The organism is Streptomyces sp. CNH287 (genome assembly GCF_000424825.1).
Genome location: NZ_AUKQ01000004.1, coordinates 540,588 through 554,837, shown reverse-complemented (window position 1 = coordinate 554,837; position 14,250 = coordinate 540,588). Strand labels below are relative to the sequence as shown.

Here is a 14,250-nt window from a genome sequence, read left to right as displayed (position 1 = left end):
CGTCACCATGTCGCCTGCTGTGCGGCGTCTGGCACGCGTCCCCTTGGCCCTTCGGGCCTGGGGAGGCCCCATGCTCGCCGCGTTGCCGGAATCGCCCACGTACGACCCGGTACGAGGACGAGTCCGTAGCCTTGTGAGCGCACGGACCACACGCCGCACAGCCCGGCCTCCGGTCGGACACCGCCATTTCGACGACAGAACCTAGGCGGCGGGCCGTGCGGCTGCCCTCCTACGCGGCGCGGGAAGGCAGCGGCACGGCACTGACGCGGCACGGACACGGCACGGATCGCGCAGGCGACTCGAACAAGTATTGGTCCAGACCTTTACGCGGGCACGTCAGAGCCTCTAGCGTGTTGTCAGACGCGAACGCAGGCCGTGGGCTTCCCGCCCCCCAACCCCCCGCAGACACACGCTCGTTGACGAGAACACCCGTCAGTGCCCGCCGCGCCCCACACCAGGGAACCTGAACGCCCGGAACGTCCTCACCCACCGTTGAGACCTGTCCCGCATCCAGCCCCGCACGGCCCCACATCCTTCCGGCGAAGCAGCGGTCGTACACGTTCGCATCGGGCAGCCCCTGACGGCTGTCGTCCGCAAGGCTCCAGTTCGGCACACCCGACCACGCCGCCCCCGCGGTGCCCGCGTCACGGCACCACGCGCTCCGGGCGCCGGCGGGGGAGGTACGCGTCCGCCGAGCGGTGCGCACGAGGGGGGACCTCGGCCGGAGCCACGTGATCAGGAAGGACACTCCATGACACGTCATGCCGTAAACCGAGACGGCGGCACCTCCCGGTACGGGACCGACCGCCCCGCGAAGCCGCACCACCGGCGCGACAGGGCTCTTCCGGGCGAGGTGTTACTCAGATCCGTCCTCGGCCGCTACCGACCGCACAGCACGACGGTGCTCCGGGTGTCCGTCGGGCTCACCTTCATCTGGTTCGGGGCGATGAAGTTCGCACCCAACGCCAGCCCGGCGGAGCAGGTGGCCATCGACACCATGGACGTACTGGCCTTCGGACTGGTGCCGGCGGACGCGACCCGTCCGATGCTGGCCGTCTTCGAGACCGCGATCGGCCTGGGCCTGGTCACCGGCATCCTGCTGCGGCTGGCCCTGGCGGCATTCTTCGTGCATATGGCCGGGGTCTTCTCCGCCTTGTTCATCCTGCCGGACGCGATGTGGAACGGGCATCTGGCCACACCCACCCTGGAGGGGCAGTACGTCATCAAGAACGTGGTGCTGATCGCCGCGTGCCTGGCGGTCGCCGTGGACGACCGCCCCGGCCCCTCGCGCCCGGACCCCACGGCTGTCCCGGCACCCCCGTCCCCGCAATTCGCCCCGCCCCCCTCCCCGTCCGCACACCCCGTCGCACCGAGCGTCTCGAGAGGGCCCGCGAGACCGGCGGCCTCGTCGGGCCGCCGCGGCCGGTGACGAGCCTGCCGCCCGGCACGCCCCCGGAGCCTCCGGGGGCACGTCACTCCCGTCGGCCGCCGAACTCCCAGTGGTGGACCTCGACGCTCTCGTAGAGCCCCTCCCGGGCGTACGGCTCGTCCGCCATCATGGCCTCGGCTGCTCCGCGATCCGGCAGCTCGACCAGCAGGGCGGTGCCGCACCAGTCGGCACCGTCGCTGGAGTGCAACGGGCCGTACGCGACGAGGTGTTCGCCGAACCGGCGCTCGAGGTAGTCGTGCTGCGCCGCCTCCAGGTCGCTCCCGGGGGCGGGCAGGCCCGGCTTGCTGTGCGCGAGGACCAGGAAGCGCGGGCCACCGACCACGCCTCCGGGGAACTCCCACATCGTGCGGCCCAGCACGTTCCCCCAGCGCCGCACCAGCACCTCGCGGTAGACGCCGGCCCGGTAGTTGGGCTCGTCGAACGCGAACGCCTGCGCGGCGTTCGCGTCAGGCAGGTCGACGATGTGCATGCTGCCGGTCGCCACCGTGCCGTCCGGGGTGAGCGTGGGGCCGCGCGCGATCATCCCCTCGGCGTAGCGGTCCATGAACGCCCAATGTTCCTCGGTCAGTTCCTCCCGCAGCGGCATCGATCCCGGCTGATCGCGACAGTAGACGAAGTACTCCACACGCACCTCCGTAGGTGGCCCACCAGCACCGCGACCTGCGGCAGCGCATCGTACAACGGCTCCTCCGCACGCGGTCGGCCGCGTATGCGGCGCGGGCGTGGAGGTGCCCGGACGCGCGGCGGGCGGCGCGATGCCGAAGGTGTCATCGGCGCGACCGCTGCCGGCGACCAGCCGGTCGCCGGCCTCGGTGACGGTCGCGCCCTTCAGGTTCCGGTGCAGTCTGTGAACGGGCCGTCCCGCCGCAACCCTTCCGCCGGTTCCGCACCGCCGCCTACGGGCACGCGGTCAGCCGCGTGCCCGTAGGCGATAAACCTGGCGACACCGGTGATCATCCCCGGGATACTGGTTGCCCATGGATGAGGTCTCAGTCGTCGTCGCCCATTCCGAGCGCGCGACCCTGCGCGTCGGCGACGTGTTCTTGAAGGTGGACGCCGATCAGGCGCGCATCGACATCGAGGTCGAGGCGATGGCGCTGGCGCCCGTGCCGACCCCGGAAGTCCTGTGGCGCAAGCCGCCCGTGCTCGCCATCGCCGCGCTCACGGGGACCGTGCTCGGGCGGCTCGGCGGGCCGTCCACAGGGTCGCCGGCGGCGTGGGCAGCGGCGGGCGCCGCCATCCGGAGGCTGCACGACGCGCCCCTGCCGCCCCGGCCCGGCCGGGCCGGGCGGAGCAGCGTCGCACTGGCGGCGGAACTCGACGACGAGTGTGCCTCGCTCGTGGCCAAGGGCCTCCTGCCCGCTGACCTGGTCACCCGCAACCGCCAGGTCGCCGAGGCCGCGCTGCGGCCGTGGACTCCGGCGTTCACGCACGGCGACCTGCAGGTCGCGCACGTCTTCGTGGACGGCGACGAGGTCACCGGCATCATCGACTGGTCCGAGGCGGGCCAGGGTGACGCCCTGTACGACCTCGCCACCTTCACGCTCGGACACGAGGAGCACCTCGGCGACGTCCTCGCCGGCTACGGCCCCGACCTCGACCTCGACGTGATCCACGCGTGGTGGTCGGTGCGCAGCCTGCTGGCGGTTCGCTGGCTGATCGAGCACGGCTTCGACCCGTTCGCGCCGGGCTGCGAGGTCGACGTGCTCCGATCCCGGATGTGAGACCGCGCGTGCCCGGCCGCCGCGCCTGCGCTCTGCCGCGTCGAGCAGGCTGCCCCCTCCTCCCGGGCTGATCACCCGCCTCAGCCCAGGAAGCTCAGCCGCGCCCGGCGGTCCGGGGTGTCCGCATTCGTGTCCGCCGGCCTCCGCCGGGGCAGCCGACCCCGGAACGAGCAGAGCGAGGTCGGCCACCACCTTCGCGGCCTGCGTCTCCACCCATGGCCACGCCTCGTGGGGATTTGCCGCCTCGACGGGGCCGCCGAGGCGGACGCCCGCCCGGCTTCGCTGCGGATGCCTCGAAGCAGCGCCCCCCGGTGGACATGACCGTCGGAGTGTCACGAGCGGTGGGCCCAGGGGATGGATTCGAGCAGGCTCTCCAGGCGCAGTTCGCCGTCGCGCGTCTGCCCGCCGCGGTCCATCAGCACGCGGAGCCGGTGGACGACGTCGTCCGGGGAGGGGTAGACCTTCGCGTGGGCGGACGCCTCTTCGGCCAGGTGCGGAACGGGGCCGCTCGACTCGGCGGCGTCCAACGCCTCTTTCGCGGCGGCGGCCACTCCCGGGGGCAGACCGGCGATGCGGCGGGCGAGGGCGTCGACGAACGCGTCGAGGTGTTCGTCCGGCACCGCGCGGTTGATCCATCCGTAGCGCTCGGCGACAGCGGTGTCGAACAGTTCGGCTCCCAGCACGATCTCCAGGGCACGGGCCCGGCCGACCAGCCGGTTGAGGTACTGGGTGCCGCCTCCGCCGGGGAAGATGCCCATCAGTGACTCCGGCTGGGAGAGCCAGGTGTGGTCCGCAGCGGCGAACCGCATGTCGGCGGCCATCGCCAGCTCGGCGCCGCCCGCGCGTGCGTAACCCCGCAACTTCGCGATCGTCACCTGCGGCAGCGTGCGCAGCCGCTCGTTGAGCTGCTGAAGCGGATTGAGGGCCGGGTCGCCCTCGGGGTCGGCCAGGGCCAGGAGAGTGCTCGGATCGAAGGACCACTCGAAGTCCGCGTGGGCGGAGAAGAACTCGGGGTTGGCCGACTGGAGGACGATCACGGCGATCTCCTCGTCGGAGGCCACCAGGTCGGCGAAGGCCTTGAGGTCACCGGCCAGCGTGGCGTCGACGGTGTTCACCGGCGGATTGTCGAGAGTCACCCAGGCGACCCCGTCCTCCACACGGACCACCAGGGACTTGTAGCCGCTGTAACTCATCACTGTGCTCCTTCTGGCAGGCGAGAGTCGTCGCCCGCCCAACGTTGTTTAGTGCGCGTTACAGAAGAACCGTAGCAGGTTCTTTAGCGTGCGTTACAGTTTGCGCATGACAGGCAGACCGAGGACGTTCGACAAGGACGCAGTACTCCGGACGGCGATGCGCGCGTTCTGGGAGCGCGGATACGACGGGGTGAGCGTCGCGCAGGTGTGCGGGGAGGCGGGGATCGCCCCGCCAAGCCTGTACGCGGCCTTCGGCGACAAGAAGTCGCTGTTCGAGAAGGCGTGCGCGCTCTACACCGAGCACCTGGACGAGGCACTGGAGCGCGACCTGTCGGCACCCACGGCACGGGAGGCGGTCGAGCGCCTGCTGAGGTCCTCGGCCGAGCACTTCACCGCACCCGGACAGCCCCCCGGCTGCCTCGTCATGGGGGAACCGCGGCTCACCGCGCGGCGCGACAAGACACGCGACATGATCCGAGCACGTCTGCGCCGGGCGGCCGCGGACGGAGAACTCGCGTCGACCGTCCAGGCCGACGGCGTCGCCGCGTTCGTCGACACCGTACTGGCCGGCATGGCCGCACTGGCCCGCGACGGCGCCGACCGGACACAGCTCCTGGACGCGGCCCGCCACGCGGCACGGGCCTGGCCCGCGTAGCGCCTCCCCCGGACGCCGCAGGGCCAGACCCGCGACACACCTGGACGGCGGCGGGGGTTGCGGTACGAGTAGACCGGTCGTATAGTTCTGGCATCGGAGCACGACAAGCACCGAACTCCCGGAAGAGGAAGGCACCATGGGACGCATCAAGGTCGACACGGAGAACAGCGCCGACATCGAACTGCACTACGAGGACAAGGGCACGGGACAGCCCGTCGTCCTCATCCACGGCTACCCGCTGGACGGCAACTCCTGGGAAGGGCAGATCCCCGCCCTGCTGGCCGCAGGCCACCGGGTCATCACCTACGACCGGCGCGGCTTCGGCAAGTCCAGCCAGCCCTCCACCGGCTACGACTACGACACGTTCGCCGCCGACCTCCACACCGTCATGGAAACCCTCGACCTGCGCGACGCGGTCCTGGTCGGCTTCTCGATGGGCACCGGCGAGGTCGCCCGCTACCTGTCCACCTACGGCTCCGGCCGGGTCGCCAAGGCCGTGTTCCTCGCGGCACTGGAGCCGTATCTGGCCATCACCGACGACAATCCGGACGGCGCCGCCCCGCCCTCCTTCTTCGAAGGGGTCTCCGAGGCGGTGAAGAAGGACCGGTACGCCTTCTTCACCGGCTTCTACGCCGACTTCTTCAACCTCGACGAGAACCTGGGCACCCGGGTGAGCGAGGAAGCGGTGCGCAACGCCTGGAACGTCGCGGCCGGCGCAGGCCCGCTCGCCTCGGCCGCCGCCCCGCTGACCTGGCCCACCGACTTCCGGGCCGACATCCCGCGGATCGACGTACCCGCCCTGATCGTGCACGGCACGAGCGACCGGACCCTGCCCGTCGACGCCACCGGGCGCCGTTTCGCCAAGGCCCTGCCCTCCGCCAGGTACGTCGAGATCGACGGCGCGCCACACGGGCTGCTCACCACCCACACGACCGAGGTCAACGAGATCCTCCTGGACTTCCTCGGCCGCTGACGAGCCGGGCTGCGAGGCCGACGCACGGAAGCACTAGACGACTGGTCTAATGTGCGTAGGATGGGGGACATGCCAGCCATCAAGGACGACACCCGCCGCAGCATTCTCGACGCCGCCCAGCGGATCATGTCCCGCAAGGGATTCTCCGCAGTGGGCATCAACGAAGTCCTCTCTGCGGCCGGTGTGCCGAAGGGGTCGTTCTACCACTTCTTCGGCTCCAAGGACGCCTTCGGCGAGGCCATGATGCGGGCCTACTTCACCGACTACCTGGCGGACATGGACCGCCTCCTCGCCGAGCCGGGCCTGACCGCGGCAGAACGGCTGATGAACTACTGGCAGAACTGGCGCGAGACACAGAGCATCGACGAATGCCAGGGCAAGTGCCTGGCCGTCAAGCTCGGCGCGGAGGTCTCCGACCTGTCGGAGACCATGCGGCTCGCCCTGAAGGACGGCACCACCGGCATCATCGACCGCCTGGAACGGACGATCACGGCCGGCCTGGAGGACGGATCACTCACCATCGACGGCACCCCTCGCGACACCGCGCAGATCCTGTACGACATGTGGCTCGGAGCGAGCGTCATGACCAAGATCCACCGCGACATAGGCCCGCTGGACACCACAACGACGGTCACCCGCCAACTCCTGCACCTGTAGCACCCGAAGCACGAGGCGGCCCGCAGGGGCCACCCACCACCCACACCCCGGTCGTTTTACGCGCCCCAGCTAAGACGACCGGTCTACTAGAAGGAAGAGCGAACACCGTGAAGATCTTGATCGTTCTCACCTCGCACGACGAACTCGGCACCACCGGCCGCAAGACGGGCTTCTGGCTGGAGGAACTCGCCGCCCCCTACTACCGCTTCAAGGAGGCAGGCGCCGAGGTCGTCCTCGCCTCCCCCAAGGGCGGCAGGGCGCCCCTGGACCCGAAGAGCAACGAACCCGCCTTCCAGACCGACGAGACCCGCCGCTTCGAGGCCGACCCTGAGGCCATGGCGGCCCTCGCCGACACCGTCCGTCTCGACGCCGTCTCCGCCGACGACTTCGACACCGTCTTCTACCCCGGCGGCCACGGCCCCCTGTGGGACCTGGCCGAAGACCCCGACTCCGTCCGGCTCATCGAGACCATCCTGCGCGCGGGCAAGCCCCTCGCCCTGGTCTGCCACGCACCCGGCACCCTGCGCCACGCCACCAACCCCGACGGCACTCCCCTCGTACGCGGCCGGAGCGTCACCGGCTTCACCAACGAGGAGGAAGCCGACGCCGGCCTGACCGACGTCGTCCCCTTCCTCGTCGAGGACGAACTGAGGCGCCTGGGCGCCGAGTACTCCAAGACCGACGCATGGCAGCCCTACGTCCTCACCGACGGCCTGCTCGTCACCGGCCAGAGCCCGGCTTCCTCCGGCCCCGCGGCCGACGCCCTCCTCACCCTCCTCGCCGAAGTCGACGAGTCCCGCGCATAGCCCGCACCACAACCCGCGCGGCCGGACGCACAGATCAGTGGCCCGGCCGGGCCGGGGCGCCCCACCGCCCCGCCCGGCCGGGCCCTCCCGCACGCTCCCGCCACCGGCCGGCTCACCGACGCGCACCACCTACCGCCGCAGACCCCGTCCGGTCGTTTCCAGAACGGCGGCACCCCCACGGAGAGTGAGCCCGCTCAGCCCAGGAAGCTCAGCCGCACCCGCCGGTCCGGGTTGTCCACGTTGGTGTCCACCAGGCAGACCGACTGCCAGGTGCCCAGGGCCAGCGCTCCGGCCAGGACCGGGAGCGTCGCGTGGGGCGGGACGAGGGCGGGCAGGACGTGGTCGCGGCCGTGGCCGGGGCTGCCGTGCCGGTGGTTCCAGCGGTCGTCGGCGGGCAGCAGGTCGTGCAGGGCGGCGAGCAGGTCGCGGTCGCTGCCCGCGCCGGTCTCCAGGACGGCTACGCCGGCCGTGGCGTGCGGGACGAAGACGTTCAGCAGTCCGTCGCGGCCGGCGGCCACCTCGTCGAGGAACTCCGCGCAGTGGTGGGTCAGGTCCGTGACGGTCTCCTCCGCGCCGGTGGCGAGTTCCAGGATGCGGGTACGCAGTGCGTCGCTCATGCACCCATCCTGCCGCCCGCGGGCGCGGGCGGGCCGGAGGGTGTGCGGCGGCGCGGGAAGCTCCGGGCGGTGCCCGCTGTTGGCAGGGGCATGGACTACACGGAGACCGAGGTCGTCGTCATCGGGGCGGGGCAGGCCGGGCTGTCCAGTGCGTACCACCTGCGCCGTGCCGGGTTCGAGCCCGGCCGCGGCTTCATGGTGCTGGACGGCTCCGCGCAACCCGGCGGCGCCTGGCAGTTCCGGTGGCCGACGCTGACCTACGGCAAGGTACACGGGATGCACGCGCTGCCCGGCAGGGAGCTGACCGGCGCCGACCCCGAGCGCCCTTCCGCCGAGGTCATCGGCGACTACTTCGCCTCCTACGAGCGCGCCTTCGACCTGCCGGTGCGGCGGCCGGTGCGGGTGAACGCCGTACGCGAGCACCCGGCCGCCGGATCGAGGCGGCTGCTGGTGGAGACCTCCGCCGGGACTTGGTCCGCCCGCGCGGTGATCAGTGCGACGGGCACCTGGGAGCGCCCCTTCTGGCCCCGCTACCCGGGCCAGGAGACGTTCCGCGGCACCCAACTGCACACTGCCCAGTACGCCGGTCCCCGCACGCCGCCGTTCACCGGCAAGCGCGTGATCGTCATCGGGGGCGGCACCTCGGCCGTCCAGCACCTGCTGGAGATCGACGAGGTGGCGGCCGAGACCACCTGGGTGACCCGCAGGCCGCCGGTCTTCCATACGGAGCCCTTCGACCAGGAGCAGGGCCGGGCGGCCGTGGCGAGGGTGACGGAGCGGGTGCGGGACGGGCTGCCCCCGCGCAGCGTGGTCTCGGTGACGGGCCTCCCCATGACGGAGGCGGTGCGCCGGGCACGCGCCGACGGCCTGCTGGAGCGGCGGCCCCCGTTCGCGCGGATCACCCCGGACGGCGTCACCTGGGCGGACGGCCGGTCCGCCGCGGCCGACACGCTGTTGTGGGCCACCGGCTTCCGGCCGGTCACCGCGCACCTGGCGCCGCTGCGGCTGCGCGAGCCGGGCGGCGGCATCCGGCTGGACGGCACCGCTTCGGTCCGCGACCCGCGTATCCAGCTGGTCGGTTACGGCCCGTCGGCGAGCACGATCGGTGCCAACCGCGCGGGGCGGGAGGCCGTACGGAAGGTCCGGGCGCTGCTGACCGAGGGGGTCGGCCCGGCGGTGCCCGCCCGTACGGACGCCCGCGCCGCCGACGCGGCCCTGGTCCCGGCGGGTCTGGCCGCCTGAGCGGGGGGCCTCCCTGGTGACGGCGGGCAGCGTCCCGACAGGACGTCTGCCTCGCTCACGCTCCTGCTCGCGCCCGGTGGCGGCGGCCGACGGGCGGTGTCTCCCGGTCCTTCTCGGTGGCGACGGCGCCGGCGGAGAGAAGCGTCGCAGCAGCGAGGCCGCCCCACAAGGCGGCCGGACCGCGGGGTGCGAGCGCGGTGATGACCGCCGGGGAGACGGCGAGGCCGAGGCCCGTGGAGAGTTCGAAGCGGGCGAGAGTGCGTCCCAGCAGTTGGGCCGGGGCGAGCACGGTGACCAGCGCGGTGGCGCTGCCCGCGTAGATGATCTCGCCGACCGTGCAGACTACGGAGACCGCGGCGATGGCCGGGACACCCCGGCCGTGTCCCAGCGAGGTGGCCGCGAGGAAGCCCAGGTAGGACGCGGCGAGCACGACGCCCGCGAGAGCCAGTACGGTCCGCCGGGAGTAGCGGGCCAGCCACACGGTGACCGGGACCTGAAGGGTGACCACCAGCACCGTGTTGGCCACGAAGATGGCCGCTGACCACACCGGGGACGCGTGCAGCTGCGTCACCAGGATCAGCGGGAGCGCGATTTCGGGGACGTTGAGGCAGAAGGCGTAGATCACGTTGGCGGCCAGCAGCGCGCGTATCCGGGGCGCGGGTCCGCCGTCCGCCCCCTCCTCGGCCGGGGCCGCGGCCGAATGCGCGTGCAGGCGGACCGACCACACCAGTACCGCCGCGGTGAGGTAGGCGAGCCCGGTGACGGCCGCCAGCGCCTGGAGCGCGGTGGTGCCGCCCGCCAGGCACACGGTGGCGAGGAGCGCGCCCGCGCCCATGCCCGCGTTGCGCAGGGCGCGGCCTGCCGCGAGCGCGGCGTCGCGTTCCCGGCCGTGGGCGACCGTGGCCACGAGGGCCGCGTGGGCGGCCGGCCATGCCTGGTTGCCGATGCCGAGGAGGAGCGCCGCCGTCGCGAACAGCCAGACGTGCCCCGCCGGGGTGGCCAGCAGCAGCGCCACACCCAGCATCCGCACCAGCATCGACGCCGCCACGACCGTGCTGCGCGCGCCCCGGTCCAGCCAGTGTCCCACCGCCGGCATGCAGGCCAGGCCCACGACGATGCCGACCGTCATGGCGATGCCGGTGGCCGGCCCGGACAGCCTGAGCACGGTCACCCCGTAGAGCAGCAGGAAGGGGCGCAGCAGGCCGGTGCCGAGTGCGTCCACGGCCAGGGCCGCGGCATACCGGGGGCCTCCGGAGGCACGGACGAGGGCGCGGGGCCGGATCTTGGTGGTGGTTGCCATGGCGCCAACGGTGCGGTCGGCGGCCGGGCCGGCCGCGCCGGTTGACGGACCCCGTCAACCGGCGCCGTCACCGGCCGTCCGGCCGGGGATGATGAGGGGGTGACCTTGAGGATCGACATCAGTGGCCTGCCGCCCGAGCGACTGCGCTTCGCCGCCTCCCCGCTGGCCGAGCTGACCGCGATGCTGCACGTGCTGGCAGAACCGGGGCATCACCCGCAGCTCGCCGGGTGGGCCGCGGACGTGTGGGCCGGGATGCGGCCCGAGCTGGCCGAGCAGTTGCGGGAGGCGGAGTTCCTCTGGCGTTCCTCACAAGCCGACTTCCTGGTCCCCGCCCGTCCCCGGCCCACCCTCGCCGAGGAGTTGGACGACGTGGACCGTATCGAGGACGAGGCGTATGTGACCGCCGCGCTCGTCACCACGTGCGGCAGCCGCCGGACCCGCTTCGCCACGTCGTCGCCGCTGACCGAGGCGGGCGCGCGCGAGCGGGCCCTGGACCTGGCGCAGGCCCGCGGGCCGCTGCACGAGGCATTCGCGGAGCGGCTGCTCGCGGACCCGGACGCCGTGCGGGCGCGGGTGCGCCACACCCTCGAACAGTGCGCCGAGGCCTTCTTCGACGCCGCCTGGGCGGACGTCACCGTGCGGCTCGCCACCGACCTGCGCCTGAAGAACGAGCTGCTCAAACGCCAGGGCATCGGGGCGGCGCTCGCCTCGGTCTCCGACTCGGTCACCCTCGCGCCGGACGGCGACTGCATCGTCGTGGACAAGCTCCAGGACAAGGCGACCGCCGCCCACGGCACCGGGGTCACCTTCATCCCCACGGTCTTCGGCCGTCCCCACCTGGTGGCGGTCCACTCGCCCGGCTGGCAGCCCGTGGTGCAGTACCCCGTGGCCGAGCCGGGTCCCTCGGGGCTGGTGTCGCTGGAGACGGTCACGCTACGGCTCGAGGCCCTCTCGCATCCGGTACGGCTGCGGCTGCTGCGCACCCTGGCCCGCGGCCCGCACACCACCCGGGAGCTGGCCCACGCCTGGGAGCTCTCGCCCCCGGAGGTCTCCCGCCACCTCGCCGTCCTGCGCCGCGCGGGCCTGCTCACGTCCCGCCGGAGCGGGCGATACGTCCGCTACAACCTCAACCTGCCCGGCCTGACGGCACTGGGCGGCGACCTGCTGGCAGCCGTACTGCGCTGAGCGGGACCGGTGCACGACGGGCGCGTCATTGCTCTACACCTGTGGTGCTTCGCGCGCCCCCCTTGTCGCCGGTGTGGGTCCTGGATAGCTTCCCCGCATGCCCTCCCGCCGCTTTCTCCTCGCCGGTGGCACCGCCGCCGCCCTGACCGCCCCGCTGACGGCCGCCGCAGGCCCGGCCGCCGCGGCCCCCGCTGACGGCCGCCGCCGCGAGGTGACGCCCGGCGCCGACCTGGCCGCGGCCCGGGGGTGGTCGATGCTGCGGGGCCGCCGGGTCGGCGTGGTGAGCAACCCGACGGGGGTGCTGCGGGACACCAGCCACATCGTCGACTCCATGGCCGCCCGCGCGGAGCTGGACATCGTGGGGGTGTTCGGGCCCGAGCACGGATTCCGCGGCAGCGCACAGGCGGGCGAGTCGGAGCCGGAGTTCGAGGACCCGCGCACCGGTCTGACCGTGTACGACGCCTACGGCGCTGACGCCGCGAAGATGCGGGAGCTGTTCACCAAGGCGGGCGCGGACACCCTCGTCTTCGACATCCAGGACGTGGGCGTCCGCTTCTACACCTACATCTGGACGATGTACCACGCGATGCGCGCGGCCCGCGACATCGGTGCGCGCTTCGTCGTGCTCGACCGGCCCAACCCGGTCGGCAGGCGGGCCGACGGGCCGCTGATGACCGACGCGTTCACCTCCGGGGTGGGGCTCAAACCGATCATCCAGCAGCACGGCATGACGGTCGGTGAGCTGGCCCGCTACTTCAACGGCGAGCTGCTGCCGCAGGAGGGTGACGGCGGCCGGGTGGAGCTGGAGGTCGTCCGGATGCGCGGCTGGGAGCCGCGTTCGCTGGCCGCGGGCAACGGGCTGCCGTGGGTACCGCCCTCGCCGAACATGCCGACCCCGGAGACCGCCGCCGTCTATCCGGGCACCGGCTACTTCGAGGGCACCAACCTCTCCGAGGGACGCGGGACCACCCGCCCCTTCGAGTTCATCGGCGCGCCGTTCCTCGACTACCGGTACAGCGACCGGCTGAACGCCCGTGAACTGCCCGGGGTCCGCTTCCGCGAGGGCTACTTCGTGCCGACTTTCGGCAAGCACGTGGCGAAGACCTGCGCGGGCGTGCAGGTCGTCGTCACGGACCCGGACCGCTTCCGGCCCGTGCCCACGGCCGTGGCGATGCTGGTGGAGGCCAGCCGGTACGAGGGCTTCGCCTGGCGCGAGGACTCCTGGGACCCCAAGCGGCCGTACTGGATCGACAAGCTCTCCGGCTCCACCCGGCTGCGCGACATGATCGACGCGGGCGCCGAGCCGGACCGGGTGACGGCCGCCTGGGCGGACGAGGTGCGGGACTTCGAGCGGGTGCGGCGCCCGTACCTGCTCTACCGCTGAGGCGCGGGCACCGTCTGACGGGTACGAACACCTGGCCGCGGCTGAGTAGGCGTACTCATGGCAGGCGGCCGCGCGCCGAGCAGGATGAGCTTCATGACCACACCAGTTCAGCGGCCCACCACCACGGCGTTCTTCGCCCAGGCCGCCCTCGCGTTCGGAGTCTCCCTGCTCGCCGTCGGCATCGGCGTCGTGTGGCTGCCGGTCGGGCCGTGGGAGCGCGGGTTCCTCGCGCTCGGCGTGCTCTTCCTGGTCAGCTCCTCATTCACGCTGGCCAAGTGCGTGCGTGACCGGCAGGAGAGCCAGGAGGTGACGCACCGGGTGGACCAGGCGCGCATCGACAAGATCATTTCTGAGCACGACCCCTTCGAGCGGATGAGCTGACCCGCCCCGCGGCGTCCGCGGTTCAGAACACCGCGTCCGCCACGGCGGCGCCGGTGAAGGAGAGCCCGACCCCCGCACCGACGCTGAGGAGCAGGTAGCCCGCCGCCGTACCCAGGCGGCGGGCTGAAGTCAGCGTCAGCAGTTCGTAGGAGAACGTCGACCAGGTCGACAGCGCGCCACAGAAGCCCGTGGCGAGCAGCAGTTGGACCCGGGAACCCAGCTCACCGTCCGCGGCACACTGCGCGACGAAGCCGAGCACCAGCGCGGCGGCGGCGTTGGCCGCGAAGGTGCCCCACGGGAACGTGCCGCGCAGACGGTACTTCGCGTCCAGCCCGAGCAGGTAGCGAAGCGGCGCCCCGGCGAGGGCTCCGGCCAGTACGAGCAGCCAGTCGGTCATCGCGTACCGCTCTGCGCGCCGTCGTCCTGCCCCAGGGCCGCGTGCGCGGCCAGGGCACCCAGCGTGACCGCGGCCAGCGCCGCCGCCACCGTCAGCAACAGGCAGCCGACCGCGTATCCGGGCTCGCCTGCCTCCGACAGCTACGGCAGGGTCGCCACCATCGATCCCGCCCGGGAGCTGCCGCTCAACCACCTGTTCTTCCTGGTCTAACGCCCATGTACCAGGACACCGGCGACACAGCGCGCACCCCGGCCGCGGCGACGGAGACGGACGGGGCGGTGGACAG

The 14,250-nt window shown here is 72.5% G+C and carries 16 protein-coding genes; 11 read left to right on the top strand and 5 right to left on the bottom strand.

Annotated features, from left to right (window positions below; genetic code table 11):
- Nucleotides 1-910 precede the first annotated feature (910 nt).
- Nucleotides 911-1,429, top strand: a complete 519-nt coding sequence (locus H299_RS38065; protein WP_486587159.1) for a DoxX family protein — start codon at nucleotides 911-913, stop codon at nucleotides 1,427-1,429.
- Nucleotides 1,430-1,472: 43 nt separating this feature from the next.
- Here H299_RS38065 and H299_RS0105680 read toward each other — a convergent pair whose 3' ends face one another.
- Nucleotides 1,473-2,075 carry a YciI family protein gene (locus tag H299_RS0105680; protein ID WP_027747618.1) on the bottom strand — a complete coding sequence of 201 codons (603 nt, stop codon included), beginning with the start codon at nucleotides 2,073-2,075 and terminating at the stop codon, nucleotides 1,473-1,475.
- A gap of 352 nt (nucleotides 2,076-2,427) precedes the next feature.
- Here H299_RS0105680 and H299_RS0105675 point away from each other — a divergent pair, with 352 nt between their 5' ends.
- Entirely contained in the window at nucleotides 2,428-3,174 is a 747-nt protein-coding gene (locus H299_RS0105675) for a phosphotransferase (protein WP_027747617.1), read from the top strand.
- A 332-nt stretch (nucleotides 3,175-3,506) separates the two neighbouring features.
- Here H299_RS0105675 and H299_RS0105670 read toward each other — a convergent pair whose 3' ends face one another.
- Nucleotides 3,507-4,367, bottom strand: coding sequence for an enoyl-CoA hydratase/isomerase family protein (locus tag H299_RS0105670; protein ID WP_027747616.1), 861 nt, complete (start codon nucleotides 4,365-4,367; stop codon nucleotides 3,507-3,509).
- Between the two features lie 106 nt (nucleotides 4,368-4,473).
- Between H299_RS0105670 and H299_RS32395 the strand changes: the two genes are divergently transcribed.
- The 4 genes from H299_RS32395 to H299_RS0105650 all read left to right on the top strand — a co-directional run bounded on the left by H299_RS32395 (nucleotide 4,474) and on the right by H299_RS0105650 (nucleotide 7,458).
- Nucleotides 4,474-5,022 (top strand): TetR/AcrR family transcriptional regulator, encoded by a 549-nt coding sequence (locus H299_RS32395; RefSeq protein WP_037757761.1) that lies wholly within the window; start codon nucleotides 4,474-4,476, stop codon nucleotides 5,020-5,022.
- 136 nt (nucleotides 5,023-5,158) lie between these two features.
- Nucleotides 5,159-5,995, top strand: coding sequence for an alpha/beta hydrolase (locus H299_RS0105660; RefSeq protein ID WP_027747615.1), 837 nt, complete (start codon nucleotides 5,159-5,161; stop codon nucleotides 5,993-5,995).
- 69 nt (nucleotides 5,996-6,064) lie between these two features.
- Nucleotides 6,065-6,652, top strand: a complete 588-nt coding sequence (locus H299_RS0105655) for a TetR/AcrR family transcriptional regulator (RefSeq protein ID WP_027747614.1) — start codon at nucleotides 6,065-6,067, stop codon at nucleotides 6,650-6,652.
- Nucleotides 6,653-6,759: 107 nt separating this feature from the next.
- Entirely contained in the window at nucleotides 6,760-7,458 is a 699-nt protein-coding gene (locus H299_RS0105650; protein WP_027747613.1) for a type 1 glutamine amidotransferase domain-containing protein, read from the top strand.
- Between the two features lie 194 nt (nucleotides 7,459-7,652).
- On the opposite strand, the gene H299_RS0105645 is transcribed toward H299_RS0105650, so the two are convergent.
- A complete protein-coding gene (locus H299_RS0105645; protein ID WP_027747612.1) occupies nucleotides 7,653-8,075 on the bottom strand; it encodes a YjbQ family protein in 423 nt (140 codons plus the stop codon).
- 90 nt (nucleotides 8,076-8,165) lie between these two features.
- Between H299_RS0105645 and H299_RS32390 the strand changes: the two genes are divergently transcribed.
- Nucleotides 8,166-9,317, top strand: coding sequence for a flavin-containing monooxygenase (locus H299_RS32390; protein ID WP_051262144.1), 1,152 nt, complete (start codon nucleotides 8,166-8,168; stop codon nucleotides 9,315-9,317).
- A 55-nt stretch (nucleotides 9,318-9,372) separates the two neighbouring features.
- Here H299_RS32390 and H299_RS32385 read toward each other — a convergent pair whose 3' ends face one another.
- Nucleotides 9,373-10,617, bottom strand: coding sequence for an MFS transporter (locus H299_RS32385; RefSeq protein WP_037757758.1), 1,245 nt, complete (start codon nucleotides 10,615-10,617; stop codon nucleotides 9,373-9,375).
- A 99-nt stretch (nucleotides 10,618-10,716) separates the two neighbouring features.
- Between H299_RS32385 and H299_RS0105630 the strand changes: the two genes are divergently transcribed.
- The 3 genes from H299_RS0105630 to H299_RS0105620 all read left to right on the top strand — a co-directional run bounded on the left by H299_RS0105630 (nucleotide 10,717) and on the right by H299_RS0105620 (nucleotide 13,567).
- A complete protein-coding gene (locus H299_RS0105630; protein WP_027747611.1) occupies nucleotides 10,717-11,802 on the top strand; it encodes a DUF5937 family protein in 1,086 nt (361 codons plus the stop codon).
- Nucleotides 11,803-11,899: 97 nt separating this feature from the next.
- Nucleotides 11,900-13,186, top strand: a complete 1,287-nt coding sequence (locus tag H299_RS0105625) for a DUF1343 domain-containing protein (protein ID WP_027747610.1) — start codon at nucleotides 11,900-11,902, stop codon at nucleotides 13,184-13,186.
- 93 nt (nucleotides 13,187-13,279) lie between these two features.
- Complete coding sequence (locus H299_RS0105620; protein ID WP_037757970.1) at nucleotides 13,280-13,567, top strand: YiaA/YiaB family inner membrane protein; 288 nt, start codon at nucleotides 13,280-13,282, stop codon at nucleotides 13,565-13,567.
- A gap of 22 nt (nucleotides 13,568-13,589) precedes the next feature.
- On the opposite strand, the gene H299_RS0105615 is transcribed toward H299_RS0105620, so the two are convergent.
- Nucleotides 13,590-13,964, bottom strand: a complete 375-nt coding sequence (locus H299_RS0105615) for a FluC/FEX family fluoride channel (protein WP_027747608.1) — start codon at nucleotides 13,962-13,964, stop codon at nucleotides 13,590-13,592.
- A gap of 63 nt (nucleotides 13,965-14,027) precedes the next feature.
- Here H299_RS0105615 and H299_RS39505 point away from each other — a divergent pair, with 63 nt between their 5' ends.
- Entirely contained in the window at nucleotides 14,028-14,174 is a 147-nt protein-coding gene (locus tag H299_RS39505) for a hypothetical protein (RefSeq protein ID WP_158692281.1), read from the top strand.
- The last annotated feature ends 76 nt before the right edge of the window (nucleotides 14,175-14,250 follow it).

Bases quoted from the DNA above. Each gene is read 5' to 3' on its own strand.
- H299_RS32390 (WP_051262144.1), top strand. From the start codon at position 8,166: ATGGACTACACGGAGACCGAGGTCGTCGTCATCGGGGCGGGGCAGGCC.
- H299_RS0105670 (WP_027747616.1), bottom strand. From the start codon at position 4,367: ATGAGTTACAGCGGCTACAAGTCCCTGGTGGTCCGTGTGGAGGACGGG.
- H299_RS0105675 (WP_027747617.1), top strand. From the start codon at position 2,428: ATGGATGAGGTCTCAGTCGTCGTCGCCCATTCCGAGCGCGCGACCCTG.
- H299_RS0105620 (WP_037757970.1), top strand. From the start codon at position 13,280: ATGACCACACCAGTTCAGCGGCCCACCACCACGGCGTTCTTCGCCCAG.
- H299_RS0105615 (WP_027747608.1), bottom strand. From the start codon at position 13,964: ATGACCGACTGGCTGCTCGTACTGGCCGGAGCCCTCGCCGGGGCGCCG.
- H299_RS0105660 (WP_027747615.1), top strand. From the start codon at position 5,159: ATGGGACGCATCAAGGTCGACACGGAGAACAGCGCCGACATCGAACTG.
- H299_RS32385 (WP_037757758.1), bottom strand. From the start codon at position 10,617: ATGGCAACCACCACCAAGATCCGGCCCCGCGCCCTCGTCCGTGCCTCC.
- H299_RS0105625 (WP_027747610.1), top strand. From the start codon at position 11,900: ATGCCCTCCCGCCGCTTTCTCCTCGCCGGTGGCACCGCCGCCGCCCTG.
- H299_RS32395 (WP_037757761.1), top strand. From the start codon at position 4,474: ATGACAGGCAGACCGAGGACGTTCGACAAGGACGCAGTACTCCGGACG.
- H299_RS0105655 (WP_027747614.1), top strand. From the start codon at position 6,065: ATGCCAGCCATCAAGGACGACACCCGCCGCAGCATTCTCGACGCCGCC.
- H299_RS0105645 (WP_027747612.1), bottom strand. From the start codon at position 8,075: ATGAGCGACGCACTGCGTACCCGCATCCTGGAACTCGCCACCGGCGCG.